The sequence below is a fragment of the Streptomyces sp. NPDC002779 genome (assembly GCF_042888685.1).
Classification (GTDB): domain Bacteria; phylum Actinomycetota; class Actinomycetes; order Streptomycetales; family Streptomycetaceae; genus Streptomyces.
Genome location: NZ_JBIAQC010000005.1, coordinates 144,956 through 160,529 on the forward strand (window position 1 = coordinate 144,956; position 15,574 = coordinate 160,529).

Sequence of the window (15,574 nt, forward strand, 5' to 3'; positions counted from 1 at the left end):
CCTCACGAGGGGCGGGTGACCACCATGCCGAGGGTGATCAGCCCGAGCACGATCCAGCCGAACCACAGCCAGCCGTTGCTGCCGAGCGCCACCGTGTAGGCCGTCACCACGACGAGTCCGCCGACGGTGAGCACCCCCATCGTCCGCGTAGAGCCGTCCGTAGAACCGGGCATCGCAGCACCCTCCTCATGGTTCGTCCCCCACCATGGTGCCCCGTTCTGCCGCCGGACGGTGCCCCGGAGGAAACATGTGCCCGATTTCCGGGGCCGCACGCCCCGGATTCGAACGTACGTCTCAGTTCCCTCGGGCGTTGAGGGAGGCGAGGTAGGCGTTGTACGCCTCCAGCTCCTTGTCCCCGTCCCGGTCGGCCGCGCGGTCCGTGCGCCGGGCCTGACGCTGCTCGGAGCGGTACCACTGGAACAGCAGCGCGATCAGCACCAGCACGGACGGGATCTCGCTGAACGCCCAGGCGATACCGCCGGCGGCGTTCTGGTCGGAGAGCGCGTCGATGCCGAGCGAGGCGGGCGGGTTCTCGAACGTGCCGACCATCGGGGCCGACGCCATCATCAGCGCGATCCCGAAGAACGCGTGGAACGGCATGCCCGCGAACAGCTCCAGCATCCGCATCAGATAGCCGGGCCGGTGCGGCCCCGGGTCGACGCCGATGATCGGCCAGAAGAACACCACACCCACGGCGAGGAAGTGCACCATCATCCCGATGTGCCCGACCTTGGAGCCCATCAGGAAGTCGAAGAGCGGGGTGAAGTACAGCGCGTACAGGCTCGCGATGAACAGCGGAATGGTGAAGGCGGGGTGCGTGACGATCCGCATGTAGCGGCTGTGCAGCAGCGCCAGCAGCAGCTCGCGCGGCCCCGTGCGGCCCCGGCCCGCGACCGGCAGCGCGCGCAGCGCCAGGGTGACCGGGGCGCCGAGCAGGATCAGGATCGGCGACAGCATGCTGATCACCATGTGCTGGACCATGTGCACGCTGAACATGACCATGCCGTAGTCGTTGAGCTTGGTGCACATCACCAGCGCGATGGTCAGCACCCCGGCGACGTACGACACCGTGCGGGTCACCGGCCAGGCGTCCCCGCGCCGCCGCAGCCGCACGACCCCCCACCCGTACAGGGCGAGCCCGGCCAGACACGCGACGAGGAAGAAGGCGTCCGGCGACCACTGGAGTCCCCGCCCCAGCGTGAACGGCGGCAGATCCACCATCGTGCCGTGCCCGCTGTGATCCATCCGCCGGCTCCTGTTTCGTGGGGGTTGTGCAAGTCTGTCCGGCCCCCACATTAGAACGGCCCCCGGTCACGCTCGTGACCGGGGGCCGTTCCGTTCACGGCTCGACTACAGGACGCACTCCGCCTCGGTGTACCGGTTCTCCGGCACCGTCTTCAGCGTCTCGACGGCCTCGGCCAGCGACACCATCACGATCTCGGTGCCGCGCAGCGCGGTCATCATCCCGAACTCGCCGCGGTGCACGGCCTCCACCGCGTGCCACCCGAACCGGGTCGCCAGGACCCGGTCGTACGCGGTGGGCGTGCCGCCGCGCTGCACATGCCCGAGGATCACCGGCCGGGCCTCCTTGCCGAGCCGGTGCTCCAGCTCGATGGAGAGCTGCCGGGCGATGCCCGCGAAGCGCTCGTGGCCGTAGATGTCCTTGCCGCCCTCGTCGAACTCCATGGAGCCCGGCGCCGGCTTGGCGCCCTCGGCGGCGACCACGATCGCGAACCGCTTGCCCGCCTCGAACCGCGCGCCGACCTTGCGGGTCAGCTCCTCGATGTCGAAGGGGCGTTCCGGGACGACGACGGCGTGCGCGCCGGCCGCCATGCCGGAGTGCAGGGCGATCCAGCCGGTGTGCCGGCCCATGACCTCCACGACCAGCACCCGCTGGTGCGACTCGGCGGTCGTCTTCAGCCGGTCGAGCGCCTCGGTCGCGACACCTACCGCGGTGTCGAAGCCGAAGGTGACGTCGGTGACGGCGATGTCGTTGTCGATGGTCTTGGGCACGCCCACGATGGGCAGCCCGCCGTCCGACAGCAGCCGGGCCGCCTTCAGCGTGCCCTCACCGCCGATCGGGATGATCGCGTCGAGCCCGAGTTCCTCGACATGGCCCTTGGCCCGCGCCACGCCGTCCCGCAGATGCGAGGGCTGGACCCGGGAGGACCCGAGGATGGTGCCGCCGCGGGCGAGGATGCCGCCCACCGCGTCCAGGTCGAGCTTGAGGTAGTCGCACTCCAGGAGGCCTTTCCAGCCGTCCCGGAAACCGATGACCTCGTCGCCGTGGTCGACGACGGCACGGTGCACGACGGACCGGATGACGGCGTTCAGGCCGGGGCAGTCGCCGCCGGACGTGAGGACACCAATGCGCATAGCCCGAAATACCTTCTCAACGTGGGCCGGGGACCGGACCACGCTGTCCGGCTGGATCCCGGCCACCCTACCGGCGTGAGGGGGTGACACCGTACCGGGCGTCCGCCTGCTGGACGTGCCCGCACATGTGAGCGGACGTGCCGTCAGGCGGGCCCGGTGAGCACGGTGGCAGGGCGCGCTGGAAGGCCGCTTCAGTACCTCTGGAGCACGGGTTCAGGCCGGCTGCTGCGCGGCCGCGATGCGCTCGGTGCGCAGCGCCTCGTACCAGCGGTCGTCGGTCGGCGGCAGGGCGTTGACGTCCAGCGCCAGCTTCAGCAGCAGATCGGCGATGAGCGGGTTCCGGGCCAGCACGGGGCCGTGCATGTACGTACCGAAGACCGTGTCGTTGTAAGCGCCCTCCGTGCCGTCGCCCGTGCCGTTGCCCTTGCCGAAGCGGACCTGGGCGAGGGGGCGGGCCGTGGGGCCGAGATGGGTGACGCCCTGGTGGTTCTCGAAGCCGGTCAGCGGGGGCAGGCCGAGGCGCGGGTCGATGTCGCCGAGCACGTCGCCGACGCACCGCTGGCCCTCGCCGCGCACCGACACCACGTCCAGCAGACCGAGACCGGGCTCGCGCTGGCCGAGGTCGTTGATGAACTCGTGGCCGAGGATCTGGTAGCCGGCGCAGACCGAGAAGACGATCGCGCCGTTGCCCACGGCCCGGTGCAGACCGCCGTCCCGGCGCAGCCGCTCGGCCGCGAGCCGCTGCGGCCGGTCCTCGCCGCCGCCGATCAGATAGATGTCCCCGGAGGTCGGGATCGGCTGGTCGCTGCGCACGTCGAGGCGGGCCACGTCCAGGCCGCGCTGCCGGGCCCGGCGCTCCACGACCAGGACGTTGCCCTGGTCGCCGTAGGTGCTCAGCAGGTCCGGATAGATCCAGACGACCCGCAGTTGGTTGTCGCTCATGAGGTCACTGTCCTTACGGATACGTCAGTTGCCGACGCGGCGGCGCAGGTCCTGGAACGCGGTGTAGTTGGCGATGACCTCGATCCGTCCCGGCGGACACTGCTGCACGGCCTGGTCGAGGTTCTCGCAGACCTGGAAGTGCTGGTTGGCCACTTCCAGCCGCACCGCGAGGTCGAGCTTGCGGTCCCCGATGACGCAGATCGGGTGCCCGGTCAGACGCGTGTAGTCGACGTCCCACAGCCAGGAGGTGTCGGTGCCGTCGGCGCCGCGCGCGTTCACCGACAGGATCACCGGGGTGGGCGGCGGGTCGATCAGGGAGAACGTCTCCAGCCAGCCGGCCGGGTTCTTCGCGAGCAGCAGGCGCAGGTCGCGGCCCTGGAACTGGACGACGTCGTAGCGTCCGGCGACCGCCTGCACCTGGTACATGCGCTCCAGGGCCACCTGCGGCGGCACCCCGAACACGGCGGCGACGGCGGCCGAGGAGGCGGCGTTGGCCTTGTTGGCGCGGCCCGGCAGCTGGAGGTGAATGGGCCAGGCGGAGCCGTGCGGGTCGAGGACGTGGTCGCCGGAGAGCGCCCAGCTCGGCGTCGGCCGGCGGAAACCGCACTCACCGCAGAACCAGTCGTCGCCCGGCCGCTGCATCACACCGCCGCAGGACGGGCAGGACCAGGCGTCGTCCTTCCACATCTGCCCGGCGGCGACCCAGATCACATTGGGGGAGGAGGACGCGGCCCACACCACCAGCGGGTCGTCGGCGTTGGCGACGATCACGGCCTTGGACCCCGCGAGCCCCTCGCGCCAGGCCTCGGCGAGCATCCGGGTCTCGGCGGCGCGGTCGAGCTGGTCGCGGGAGAGGTTCAGCAGGGCGATGCACTTGGGGTCGGTGTCCCGGGCGACGCCCGCGAGGTACTTCTCGTCGACCTCGATGACGCCGTAACGGGCCTCCGAGCCACCGGCCAGCGCGGAGGTGATACCGGCGGGCATGTTGGCGCCGAGCGCGTTGGAGACCACCGGGCCCGCGGCGCCCAGCGCCTCCGCGATCAGCCGGGTGGTGGTGGTCTTGCCATTGGTCGCCGACACCAGGACCACGTCCAGGTTCTGCGCGAGCCGTGCGAGGAGGTCGGGGTCGAGCTTGAGCGCCACCCGGCCACCGATCACCGAACCGCTGCCGCGCCCCGCTGCGCGCGATGCCGCCGCGACCGCCTTGCCCGCGGTAACGGCGATCTTGGCCCGCGGAGTGAGCGGGTCCGAGTTGCCTGCCATCAGTCCTCGATCCTCCCAACGTCGTAGGTGGTCAGCCTATCGAGATCCCCTCGCGCTCCCGAATCGGCCGTAATCTTGCGCCCATGCGACACGGCTCGATTCCGGGCGCCCACGGGCGTGTCCGGCCCCTCACCCTGCTCGGCGACCCGCTCCTGCACACCCCCGCCGAGGAGGTCACGGACTTCGGCCCCGAACTGGCGAGGCTCGTCGAGGACATGTTCGCCACGATGTACGCGGCGCAGGGGGTCGGCCTCGCGGCGAACCAAGTCGGCGTGCCGCTGCGGGTGTTCGTCTACGACTGTCCCGACGACGAGGACGTACGGCATCTGGGGCATGTGGTGAACCCGCGTCTGGTCGAGGCCGACGGTGTGGTGGTGCGGGGGCCGGAGGGGTGCCTGTCCCTGCCCGGTCTGGAAGCGGGGACGGAACGGTACGACCACACGGTGGTGGAGGGGTTCACGGTGACGGGCGAGCCGGTGACGGTGCAGGGGACGGGCTTCTTCGCGAGGTGTCTGCAGCACGAGTGCGACCACGTGGCGGGGAAGGTGTACGCGGACCGCGTCACGGGGTGGCGGCACCGGCGGCTGATGCGGCAGGTGGCGCGAGCCTCCTGGAGCGGCTGACTCAGAAACCCGGGCCACCCACCTTGTCGCCGGCCGCCGCGAGACGGCCCCACAGCAGATCCGCCAGACTCCGCACCAACTCGGCCCGGGAACAGGGCCGTTCGCCCAGCCACCAGTCGCCCGCGGCATGCATCATCCCGACGATCCCATGGCCCCACACGCGGGCCAGCTGCTGGCTGCCCGGCCCGAGGTCCAGCCGCTCCTCGATGACCTGCGCCAGCTCCTCACCCATCCTCCGCAGCAGCGGAGCCGAGTGCTTGCCGACGTCGAACCCCTGGTCCCCGGTGTGCCCGCCCTCGGCGGGGTGCATCAGGAAGCGGTACACCTGGGGCCGTGCCTCGATGGCGGCCAAGTAGGTCTCCAGCGTGGCCTCCACCCGCTGCCGTCGCTCCGCGGGAGCGTCCAGCGCGGCCCGCAGCGAGTCCAGCAGCGCGTCGGTGTGCCGCTTGGCCAAGGCCGCGTAGAGTCCGCCCTTGTCGCCGAAGTGACGGTAGAGGATCGGCTTGGTGATGCCCGCCTCGGCGGCGATGGCGTTCATCGAGGCCTGTGGACCGTCGCGCAGCACCACCCGGTCGGCGGCCTCCAGCAGCTCGCGCCGACGGCGGTCCGCGGACCGCTGCTGCTCGGTCCGCTGTGTGGTGTCCATGTGCTCTCCCCACCCGTGCTTTTTCGGTGACGCTTGCGCAAACTAACACTCAACACGTTCCTGACATCGAACGGGCTGCCGACCGGTCATCAGGAGTTGACTTTTCCTACCCGCCGGTAACAGACTGCGGTTACCGCAAGTAACATGCACGTGCGCTGCCGCTGGAGGGGACATGGCCGAGTTCACCATGGAGCTCAACGACGAACAGAAGGAGGTCCGGGACTGGCTGCACGGTTTCGCCGCCGATGTCATCCGCCCCGCGGCCGCCGAATGGGACGAGCGTGAGGAGACTCCCTGGCCGGTCATCCAGGAGGCCGCCAAGGTCGGAATCTACTCGCTCGACTTCTACGCCCAGCAGTACTTCGACGCCACCGGCCTCGGCATCCCGATGGCGATGGAGGAGCTGTTCTGGGGCGACGCCGGCATCGCGCTGTCCATCGTCGGCACCGGCCTGGCCGCCGTGGGCGTCCTCGCCAACGGCACCGAGGAGCAGATCGGCACCTGGATCCCCCAGATGTACGGCGACGCCAACGATGTCAAGGTGGCGGCCTTCTGCTCCTCCGAGCCCGACGCCGGCTCCGACGTCGCCTCCATGCGTACGCGGGCCGTCTACGACGAGGCAAAGGACGAGTGGGTGCTCAACGGCACCAAGACCTGGGCGACCAACGGCGGCATCGCCAACGTCCATGTCGTCGTCGCGGTCGTCGACCCCGAACTCGGATCCAAGGGCCACGCCTCCTTCATCGTCCCGCCGAACACGCCGGGCCTGTCCCAGGGCCAGAAGTTCAAGAAGCACGGCATCCGCGCCTCGCACACCGCCGAGGTCGTCCTGGAGAACGTCCGCGTCCCCGGCTCCTGCCTGCTCGGCGGCAAGGAGAAGCTCGACGAGCGCCTGGCCCGGGCCCGGGAGCGGGCCCGCAGCGGCGGCGAGCGGGTGAAGAACGCGGCGATGGCGACCTTCGAGGCCTCGCGGCCGGCGGTCGGCGCCATGGCGGTGGGCACCGCCCGTGCCGCGTACGAGGTGGCGCTGGACTACGCCACCACCCGTGAGCAGTTCGGCCGCCCGATCATCGACAACCAGGGCGTCGCCTTCCAGCTCGCCGACATGCGGACGTCGATCGACGCGGCGCGGCTGCTGGTCTGGCGGGCGTCCTGGATGGCGGTCAACGGCAAGCCGTTCACCGCGGCCGAGGGCTCGATGTCGAAGCTGTTCGCCAGCGAGACGGCCAAGAAGGTCACCGGCCAGGCGATCCAGATCCTCGGCGGCAACGGCTACACCCGGGAGTACCCGGTGGAGCGGATGCACCGGGATGCGGCGATCTACACGATCTTCGAGGGCACGAGTGAGATCCAGCGTTTGGTGATTGCTCGGACGCTCTCGGGGATGACCATTCGGTAGCTTCGGGTGGGAACGCTCACCGGTGCTTCAACGGCGTGAGCTGCTCGATGTCGTACCGCTTGCGCAGCTCCTCGATCGCCGTGTGGTCCGGCGGGCCCCCGTTGCCCAGGATCTCCAGCAGTTCCTCGAAGTACCGCTCATGGTCCGGCGGCGGGCTCGCCTGGAAGAACATCTTCGCGGGCTCGTCCGTCGGGTTGGCGAAGGCGTGCGGACAGCCGGGCGGTACGACGATCACCGTGCCCGGTGTCGCGCGTACCACCCGGTTGCCCGAACCGGACTCCCAGCGCTGCCAGTTGTCGGGGGTCCGGATCCTCGGCTCGAAGGCGAGCACGTCCAGCTCGCCTTCGAGCACGTAGAACAACTCCTCGCTGCGGGTGTGCACATGGGCGCCCACGTCGAAGCCGGGTGGCACGATCACCTCGAACGTGGACGCCATGCGCGAGTGCGAGCCGGTGACCTTGAAGGTCACGTGCTGGGCCGGAGTCTGCACGACCCGGCCCTGGCCCGGCGGCACCAGCAGCCCTTCCGTCGCCGTCATCGACCGCTCACCACGTCACCGGCAGCGCCTCGGGCCCGCGGATCAACGCGCCCTTGCGGAACGGCACCTTCTCCGGCGGCACGGCCAGCTGCAGCCCCGGCAGTCGGTCCAGCAGCGCGTCCACCAGGAGCTGCGACTCCATCCGGGCCAGCATGCCGCCGGGGCAGTAGTGCGGACCGAAACCGAAGGACACATGCGGGTTCGGCGAGCGCGAGAAGTCGATCGTCTCGGGGAACGGGAAGACGTCCGGATCACGGTTGGCGGCCAGGTACGACACATAGATCGCGTCCCCGGCCCGGATCCGTACGCCCCTGATGCCCACGTCCTCCGTCGCGATCCGCGACAGGCCCACCGCGTTGCGGTGCGGGATGTAGCGCAGCAGCTCGTCGATGGCCTGGGGCCGGATCTCCGGCTCCGCGCGCAGACGTTCGGCGAGGTCGGGGCGGGTCAGCAGGATGTAGAACATCTGCCCGCTGTTGTTGGTGACCGCCTCGCCGCCGATCTGGAGGAGCACTGCGAGCCCCACGGCCTCCTCCAGCGTCACCTCGCCCCGGCCCACGGCGGCGCCGAGCAGGGAGGTGACGTCCTCGGCGGTACTGCCCTCCCGGAGCCCGATGAGATCGGCGAAGTAGGCGCCCATCTCGTGCTTCGCCTTCTCGCTGACGTCCGCGCCGTGCGCGGAGGACAGGATCAGCTGGGTCCAGGTGTGCATGATGTGGCGGTCCGCGGCCGGTACGCCCATCAGCTCGCAGATCACCGCGATGGGGAAGGGGGAGAGGACCGTCGCGGTGAGGTCGGCCGGCGGCCCGGCCCGGAGCAGTTCGTCGACCAGGTCGTCCAGCATCCGGCGGGACATGTCGCGGATGCGCTCCACGCCCTTGGCCGTGAACGCGGCGGCCACCGAGCGGCGCAGCCGGGTGTGGTCGGGCGGGTCCAGGAAACCGACCGCGCCGCGGGCCGGGATGAAGTGCGGGGCGAGCCGGGTGACCGGCCGGTCCATGACGGCCTCGCGGCTGAACCGGGGGTCGTTGGTCACCATGCGTACGTCCTCGTACCGGGTGACCAGCCAGGCCCAGCCGTCGCCGTTGGGCAGCTGGATCCGGGTGATGGGGCCCTCCCGCATCAGCTCGGTCAGCACCGGGTCGAAGTCGACTCCGGTCAGATCGAGCGCCGGCCAGTGCCGGATCGGGGGGAGGATCTCGGTGAGCGTCTCTTCGGTCATACCGCCTCTTCGTCCGTGCGCCAGCGGCCGAGTGCCATCTCGGCGGTGATGCCGGGACCGAACCCGGCCAGCAGCCCGCGCGCCCGGTCCTGGGCCCCGCCCTCGTCGAACAGCCGGCGCAGCGCGTCCAGGACGACGGCGCTGGCGATGTTGCCGTACTCGGTGAGCGTGGCCCGGCTGAACCGGAAGGCGTGCGGGTCGACCTGCAGGAACTTGCTGAGGTCGTCGAGGATGCGGGGCCCGCCCGCGTGGACGATGTAGAAGTCCAGGTCGGCGGCGTCCCAGCCGTGCAGCCCCGCGAGATCCTGGAGCGCCGGGGCGAGCGGCTCCATGGTGGCCGGCACCCGCTTGTCCAGCAGGAAGTGGAAGCCGGTGGCGCGGACGTCGTACATGATCCACTCTTCGGTCTTGGGGATCAGGTACGAGCCGTTGCGCTCCAGCTCGATGCCCTCGCCGCCCCGGCCGCGCACCACGGCCGCGGCGATTCCGTCGCCGAACAGGCCGTTGGAGAGCAGGGAGCCGACGCCGATGTCGGTGGGCTGGTAGCACAGCGAGCAGAACTCGCAGGCCACGATGAGCGCGTTGGCCTTGGGGTAGGCCGTGCAGAAGTCGTGCGCCCGGTTGATCGCCGCGCCGCCGGCCGCGCAGCCCAGCTGCGCTATGGGTATCTGGCGGGTGGTGGCGTCGAAGGCCATCTCGTTGATCAGCCAGGCCGTGAGCGAGGGCATCATGAAGCCCGTGCACGAGACGTAGATGATCACGTCGATGTCGGTGGTGAGCAGCTCCGCGTCGTCGAGGGCCCGCTGTACGACGGAGGGCACCCGGGCCTTCGCCTCCGACACGTAGATCTTGTTGCGCTCCTCGAAGCCCGGATGCTTCAGCGTCTCCTCGATGGGCTGCACGATGTGCCGGGTCTTCACGCCCGTGTTCTCGATCAGCCGGAGTGCCAGCGGGAGTTGAGGGTGGTCTGCGTGGCGGGAGCGCGCCAGCTCCAGCGTCTCCTCCATCGTGATCACGTGCTCTGGAACGGACACCGAGGGTCTGCACAAAGTCGCCATGAACCGTGCCTGCTTTCGCCTCAGAGGGTGGTCCAGTCCACCTTCACCCGAGGACGCGGCGACTTCGCGTCGGGCTACTCCAAACGCGCGATCACGACGAACCTGCACCCGGCTACGAAGCAATGCCCCCTACGGCGCGCCGCCGCTGCTGTGGGCGATGCACGCCACGTCGATACGATCCGCCAGCTTGGCCAGCTCGATGGTCAGGGCGGCCACGGTGTCCTCGTCGAGATCCTCCCCGGCCTCGACGAGATGCAGCCACCGCCCACCCACGGTTCGCAACAACTTGCTCACATCGGCGGCAGCCACCTGCAAGGTCCCGCGGTCGTCGACGATCAGAGGCAGAGTCACTTCGCGGTTCACAAACGGGATGGTAGCCGCGCAGGCGTCACGCCCCGTGCCAAACCGTCGTGATGTTGCAGAACTCGCGGATTCCGTGCCCGGACAGCTCACGCCCGTACCCGGACCGCTTGACCCCGCCGAACGGGAACGCCGGGTGGGAGGCCGTCATCCCGTTCACGTACACGCTGCCGGCCTCCAGGTCCCGTTCGAACCGGTCGGCCTCGGCCTCGTCGCGCGTCCACACGTTCGAACTCAGCCCGAAGGGCGTGTCGTTGGCGATGAGCACGGCCTCGTCGATGTCACCCGCGCGGTACAGCGTGGCGACGGGACCGAAGGCCTCCTCGCGGTGGATGCGCATCTCGCGGGTGATGCCGGCCAGGACGGTCGGCGGGTAGTACCAGCCGGGCAGCTCGGGCCGCCGCAGCCGGTGGCCGCCGCACAGCACCTGAGCCCCGCTCCGCCGCGCGTCGTCGACCAGGTCCTCCAGATCGGCCCGCCCCTGCTCGGTCGCGACCGGCCCGACCTCGGTGGCCTCCTCCATCGGGTCGCCGACCTTCAGCGCCCGCATGCCGGCCGTGAACCGCTCCGCGAAGGCGTCGTAGACATCGGTGTGCACGATGAACCGCTTGGCGGCGATGCACGACTGCCCGTTGTTCTGCACCCGCGCGGTGACCGCGACCTCGGCGGCCCGGTCGAGGTCGGCCGAGGGCATGACCACATACGGGTCGCTGCCGCCCAGCTCCAGCACCGTCTTCTTCACCATGTCCCCGCACACCGAGGCGACCGCCCGGCCCGCGGGCTCGCTCCCGGTGAGGGTGGCCGCCTTGACGCGCTCGTCGCGCAGGATCTCCTCGACCGCGCCGGAGCCGATCAGCAGCGTCTGGAAAGTGCCCTCCGAAAAGCCCGCCCGGTGGAACAGGTCCTCCAGGTACAGCGCGGTCTGCGGCACGTTCGAGGCATGCTTGAGCAGGCCGACGTTGCCCGCCATGAGCGCGGGCGCGGCGAAGCGCATCACCTGCCACAGCGGGAAGTTCCACGGCATCACCGCGAGCACCGGGCCGAGCGGGCGGTAGCGGACCCGGACCCGGGCGGCGCCGGAGTCCCGTACGTCGGTGTCGTCGGGTACCTCGTCGGCGAGGAGCGCCTCGGCGCGTGCGGCGTACCAGCGCATCGCCTTGGCGCACTTGGCGGCCTCGGCGCGGGCCTGCTTGACCGGCTTGCCCATCTCGGTGGTCATCACCCGTGCGATGTCCCGCTGGTCCTCGTCCAGGAGATCCGCGGCCCGGTTCAGCAGCCGTGCCCGCTCGTCGAACGTGGTCGTCCGGTACGTGCGGAACGTGGCCTCGGCGAGCTGGAGGCGGCGCTCGGTCTCCTCCGCGCCCATGGCCTCGTACGTCTTGAGTGTCTCGCCGTTCGCCGGGTTCACCGTTGCGATGGGCATGACTGACCTCCCGGGGAGCTGATGTGCTTCGACCTTCCCGCGCGTCGCCGGTGGCCGCAACGCGGCGGCTCAGCCCGAGTGCTCCGCCAGCCGGTCAAGAAACGCGCCCTGCGCCTTGACGATCACCTCCCGGGCGCGGACCAGCGGGAACCACGCCACCCGGTCGAGCTCGGGGAACTCCTCGGTCAGGCCCGACTTCGGGGGCCACTCCATCCGGAAGGTGCCCGGGGTGACGGTGTCCGGATCGAGGTCGGCCTCGATCGCCCACACCGTGACCAGCTTGCCGTTCGACTGGCGGGCGTCACCGAGGGGCACCGCGTCACCGTCGGGCGGCGGCAGGCCGAGCTCCTCCTGGAACTCCCGCCGGGCCGCCTCCCAGGCCGTCTCCGACTCCGGTTCGTACTCGCCCTTGGGCACGCCCCACGCCCCCGCGTCGCGGCGCGCGAAGAACGGGCCGCCCATGTGGCCGAGCAGCACCTCCACGCCCCCCGCGGTCCGGCGGAACAGCAGCAGGCCCGCGCTGTACTTCACGGCCTCACCTCGGGATGGGCCGCCAGCAGGGTCTCCACGGTGTCCGCCTCCTCGGGGCGCTTGTCCTCCCGGTAGCGGATCACCCGCGCGAACCGGAGGGTGACGCCGGCCGGGTAGCGGGTGGACCGCTGCAGGCCGTCGTAGGCGATCTCGACGACGAGTTCGGGGCGTACGGTGACCACGTAGCCGCTCTCCTCGACCGCCAGCTCCTTCAGGCGCTCCGTCTGCCAGCTGAGCATCGCGTCGGTCATGCCCTTGAAGGTCTTGCCGAGCATGGCGAAGGAGCCGTCGGCGGTGCGGGCGCCGAGGTGGAGGTTGGAGAGCTTGCCGGTGCGCCGGCCGTGGCCCCACTCGGCGGCCAGGACGACCAGGTCGAGGGTGTGCACCGGCTTGACCTTCAGCCAGGACGCGCCGCGCCGGCCCGCGCTGTAGGCGGCGTCCAGGGCCTTGACGACGACGCCCTCGTGGCCGCGCTCCAGGGTCCCGGCGAGGAAGTCCTCGGCCTGCCGCACGTCCTCGGGTCCGGAGACGAGGGTGCGCCGGACCCGCATCGGCTCGGGGACGAGCCGGGCCAGTTCCGCGTGGCGGTCGGCGAAGGGGAGGTCGAGCAGGTCGTGGCCGTCGACGGAGAGCGCGTCGAAGAAGACGGGGGAGACGGGGACCGCGCGCGCCGCCGTCGCCACGTCCACCCGGGAGCCGACCCGGCCCGCGGTCTCCTGGAAGGAGCGGGGCCGCCCCTGCTCGTCGAGGGCGATGACCTCGCCGTCGAGGATGAACCGCTCGCCCCGCAACTGCAGAGCCGCGGAGGTCACTTCGGGCAGCCGGTCGGTGATGTCGTCGAGGGTGCGGGTGTAGACCCGTACGGCATCGCCGTCCCGGTGGAGCTGGACGCGGATGCCGTCCAGTTTCTCCTCCACCGCGCAGGTGCCGAGCTTCTCGACCGCCTCGGACACCGAGGAGGCGCTGTGCGCCAGCATCGGCAGGACCGGGCGGCCCACGGTGAGCCGGAAGCGGTCGAGCGCGGCGGGGCCGTCGGCGAGCAGGGCCTCGGCCACCGTCTGGAGCGAGCCGGCCAGCATCACCGCCCGCCGCACGTCCGCCGCGGGCGCCTGGACCGCCTGCGCCAGCCCTTCCACGGCGACCGCGTCCAGGGCGCCCTGGCGGACCTCGCCGGTGAGGAGACCGAGCAGGAACCGCTGTTCGTCCGCCGTCGCCGCGCCCATCAACTCGCCCACCAGGCGAGCCCGTTCGGCCTGTGAACCGGCGCCCGACACCTTGCCCAGCTCGGTGAGCAGGGCGTCGACCCCGGCCACCGTGAGGGTCGGTTCGGCGGCGGGGGCGACCGGGCGGCCGAGCACCTTCCAGCCGACGCCGAGCCGCCCCTGCGGCAGGCGTCCCGCCAGATACGGGATGACGATCGGCACGTCCGCGGCCTCGGCGTCCCGGAACAGCTCCGCCAGCAGGGCGACCTTCCGGGACCGGGCCGAGGTCGCGGCGACATCCTGGGACACCTGGGCCAGCCGGGTCAGCAGCATGCAGCCCATGGTGCCCCGGCCCCGGCCGCCTCACACCCGGACGGCGCCGCCCCGCAGGGGCACGACACGCCTCAGCGCCGGGCGTCCAGGTCGGCCATCAACAGGTCTCCGTTGATGGTGGCCCCCGCCCGGTAGCCGCCGGCCGCGGCGTTCACGACCTGCTCGCCGAAGCCCATCGCGTTCCCGGCGGCCCACACCCCGGGCACGCTGGTCAGGCCCGTCGGGTCGACCACGGGGTAGGCGCCGAACGGGGTCTGAGTCAGCTCCGCGCCCAGCCGCTGCAACAGGTCGGTCTGCGGGACGGCGCGGGGCGCGACGAACAGCACCTGGTGGGCGTGCGCCGTGCCGTCGGCGAGGCGCACGCCGGTGAGCCGGTCGTCCTCGACCAGCACCTCGGCGACCGCGCCGGGCACCGTCTCGACCCCGGCGGCGGCCAGCCTGCGCAGGTCGTCGCCGGTCAGCTCGCTCTCGTCGACCTCGTGCAGGAAGAGCGTCACGTCCTTCGACCACTGGGAGACCATCAGCGCCTGGTGGACGCTCAGCGGGCTCGTCGCGAGCACCCCGAAGGCCTGGTCGCGCACCTCCCAGCCGTGGCAGTACGGGCAGTGCAGCGCGTCCCGTCCGAACCGCCCGGCGAGCCCCGGCACCTCCGGCAGCTCGTCCTTGAGGCCGGTGGCCATCACCAGCCGCCGGGCCCGGACGCTGCGTCCACCGGCCAGGACGACGGTGAAGTCCTCCTCCTTGGCGACATCCACCGCACGGTCCCGGACGAGCTCCACCCCGTACCGGGCGATCTCCTCGCGCCCGATCGCCAGGAACTCGGCCGGCGCCATGCCGTCCCGGGAGAGATAGCCCTGCATATGGGCGGAGGGAGCGTTGCGCGGCTCGCCCGCGTCGACGACCAGGGTGCGGCGCCGGGCGCGGCCCAGGACCAGGGCGGCCGAGAGGCCGGCCGCTCCGCCGCCGATCACGATCACTTCGTAGGTCTCGGTCATGTCGTGTGTCTCGCTCATGCCGTCACGGTCGCTCCGAGGCGCGGGATTGACAAACTTCTTTGCCGATTCTGCAATTGTCCTCATGACTACCGAGGACGTTCTGGCGGAGGTGGGCCCCCGGCTGCGGCGGCTCCGCAAGGACCGCGAGGTGACCTTGGCGGCGCTGGCCGAGAAGACCGGCATCTCGGTCAGCACCCTGTCGCGGCTGGAGTCCGGGCTGCGCAAGCCCAGCCTGGAGCTGCTGCTGCCGATCGCGCAGGCCCACCAGGTGCCGCTGGACGAGCTGGTCGGGGCACCACCGGTGGGGGATCCGCGGGTACGGGCCGAGCCCTTGATCCGCCATGGGCGCACCTTCTGGCCGCTCACCCGGCAGCCCGGCGGCCTCCAGGCCTTCAAGGTGCTGGTGCCGCAGCGCGAGGAGGAGCCCGAACCGCGTACCCATGAGGGCTACGAGTGGCTGTACGTGCTGTCCGGGCGGCTGCGGGTCGTGCTCGGCGAGCACGATGTGGTGCTCACGGCGGGAGAGGCGGCCGAGTTCGACACCCGGGTGCCGCACTGGTTCGGGTCGACGGGGGAGGGGCCCGCGGAGTTCCTGAGTCTGTTCGGACCGCAGGGGGAGCGGATGCACGTGCGCGCCAAGCCCCGGCAGGCGTGACCGGCGTG

At 71.1% G+C, this 15,574-nt stretch carries 17 protein-coding genes; 3 read left to right on the forward strand and 14 right to left on the reverse strand.

Annotation, left to right across the window (positions count from 1 at the left end):
• Positions 1 to 2: 2 nt before the first annotated feature.
• The 5 genes from ACFYW5_RS16160 to ACFYW5_RS16180 form a co-directional block, all read right to left on the reverse strand.
• Positions 3 to 173: a hypothetical protein gene (locus tag ACFYW5_RS16160; RefSeq protein ID WP_389417619.1), complete on the reverse strand. Its 171-nt coding sequence runs from the start codon at positions 171 to 173 to the stop codon at positions 3 to 5.
• 121 nt (positions 174 to 294) lie between these two features.
• Positions 295 to 1,245 carry a cytochrome c oxidase assembly protein gene (locus tag ACFYW5_RS16165; protein ID WP_389417620.1) on the reverse strand — a complete coding sequence of 317 codons (951 nt, stop codon included), beginning with the start codon at positions 1,243 to 1,245 and terminating at the stop codon, positions 295 to 297.
• A gap of 105 nt (positions 1,246 to 1,350) precedes the next feature.
• Complete coding sequence (locus ACFYW5_RS16170) at positions 1,351 to 2,376, reverse strand: 6-phosphofructokinase (RefSeq protein ID WP_389417621.1); 1,026 nt, start codon at positions 2,374 to 2,376, stop codon at positions 1,351 to 1,353.
• A gap of 213 nt (positions 2,377 to 2,589) precedes the next feature.
• Positions 2,590 to 3,318, reverse strand: a complete 729-nt coding sequence (locus ACFYW5_RS16175; RefSeq protein WP_389417622.1) for a type 1 glutamine amidotransferase — start codon at positions 3,316 to 3,318, stop codon at positions 2,590 to 2,592.
• Positions 3,319 to 3,342: 24 nt separating this feature from the next.
• The gene (locus tag ACFYW5_RS16180) at positions 3,343 to 4,581 is read right to left on the reverse strand and encodes a MurT ligase domain-containing protein (protein ID WP_389417623.1); all 1,239 of its coding nucleotides are present in this window, start codon (positions 4,579 to 4,581) and stop codon (positions 3,343 to 3,345) included.
• Between the two features lie 83 nt (positions 4,582 to 4,664).
• Between ACFYW5_RS16180 and def the strand changes: the two genes are divergently transcribed.
• Positions 4,665 to 5,204 carry a peptide deformylase gene (gene def / locus ACFYW5_RS16185; protein ID WP_389417624.1) on the forward strand — a complete coding sequence of 180 codons (540 nt, stop codon included), beginning with the start codon at positions 4,665 to 4,667 and terminating at the stop codon, positions 5,202 to 5,204.
• A 1-nt stretch (position 5,205) separates the two neighbouring features.
• On the opposite strand, the gene ACFYW5_RS16190 is transcribed toward def, so the two are convergent.
• Entirely contained in the window at positions 5,206 to 5,850 is a 645-nt protein-coding gene (locus tag ACFYW5_RS16190; RefSeq protein WP_389417625.1) for a TetR family transcriptional regulator, read from the reverse strand.
• 172 nt (positions 5,851 to 6,022) lie between these two features.
• Between ACFYW5_RS16190 and ACFYW5_RS16195 the strand changes: the two genes are divergently transcribed.
• Positions 6,023 to 7,249: an acyl-CoA dehydrogenase family protein gene (locus ACFYW5_RS16195; RefSeq protein ID WP_389417626.1), complete on the forward strand. Its 1,227-nt coding sequence runs from the start codon at positions 6,023 to 6,025 to the stop codon at positions 7,247 to 7,249.
• 16 nt (positions 7,250 to 7,265) lie between these two features.
• Here ACFYW5_RS16195 and ACFYW5_RS16200 read toward each other — a convergent pair whose 3' ends face one another.
• The 8 genes from ACFYW5_RS16200 to ACFYW5_RS16235 all read right to left on the reverse strand — a co-directional run bounded on the left by ACFYW5_RS16200 (position 7,266) and on the right by ACFYW5_RS16235 (position 14,911).
• Entirely contained in the window at positions 7,266 to 7,787 is a 522-nt protein-coding gene (locus ACFYW5_RS16200; protein WP_389417627.1) for a cupin domain-containing protein, read from the reverse strand.
• Positions 7,788 to 7,794: 7 nt separating this feature from the next.
• Entirely contained in the window at positions 7,795 to 9,009 is a 1,215-nt protein-coding gene (locus tag ACFYW5_RS16205) for a cytochrome P450 (protein WP_389417628.1), read from the reverse strand.
• A complete protein-coding gene (locus tag ACFYW5_RS16210) occupies positions 9,006 to 10,091 on the reverse strand; it encodes a type III polyketide synthase (RefSeq protein WP_389417973.1) in 1,086 nt (361 codons plus the stop codon). The genes ACFYW5_RS16205 and ACFYW5_RS16210 overlap by 4 nt, the downstream gene beginning before the upstream one ends.
• Positions 10,092 to 10,196: 105 nt before the next feature.
• A complete protein-coding gene (locus ACFYW5_RS16215) occupies positions 10,197 to 10,430 on the reverse strand; it encodes a DUF6213 family protein (RefSeq protein WP_389417629.1) in 234 nt (77 codons plus the stop codon).
• A 25-nt stretch (positions 10,431 to 10,455) separates the two neighbouring features.
• Positions 10,456 to 11,850, reverse strand: coding sequence for an NADP-dependent succinic semialdehyde dehydrogenase (locus tag ACFYW5_RS16220; RefSeq protein WP_389417630.1), 1,395 nt, complete (start codon positions 11,848 to 11,850; stop codon positions 10,456 to 10,458).
• 69 nt (positions 11,851 to 11,919) lie between these two features.
• Entirely contained in the window at positions 11,920 to 12,381 is a 462-nt protein-coding gene (locus tag ACFYW5_RS16225; protein ID WP_389417631.1) for an NUDIX domain-containing protein, read from the reverse strand.
• Positions 12,378 to 13,916 carry an ATP-dependent DNA ligase gene (locus tag ACFYW5_RS16230; RefSeq protein WP_389417632.1) on the reverse strand — a complete coding sequence of 513 codons (1,539 nt, stop codon included), beginning with the start codon at positions 13,914 to 13,916 and terminating at the stop codon, positions 12,378 to 12,380. The genes ACFYW5_RS16225 and ACFYW5_RS16230 overlap by 4 nt, the downstream gene beginning before the upstream one ends.
• A 71-nt stretch (positions 13,917 to 13,987) precedes the next feature.
• Positions 13,988 to 14,911 (reverse strand): NAD(P)/FAD-dependent oxidoreductase, encoded by a 924-nt coding sequence (locus ACFYW5_RS16235; RefSeq protein ID WP_389417974.1) that lies wholly within the window; start codon positions 14,909 to 14,911, stop codon positions 13,988 to 13,990.
• 82 nt (positions 14,912 to 14,993) lie between these two features.
• On the opposite strand from ACFYW5_RS16235, the gene ACFYW5_RS16240 reads away from it, so the two are divergent.
• Positions 14,994 to 15,566, forward strand: coding sequence for a helix-turn-helix domain-containing protein (locus ACFYW5_RS16240; protein WP_389417633.1), 573 nt, complete (start codon positions 14,994 to 14,996; stop codon positions 15,564 to 15,566).
• The last annotated feature ends 8 nt before the right edge of the window (positions 15,567 to 15,574 follow it).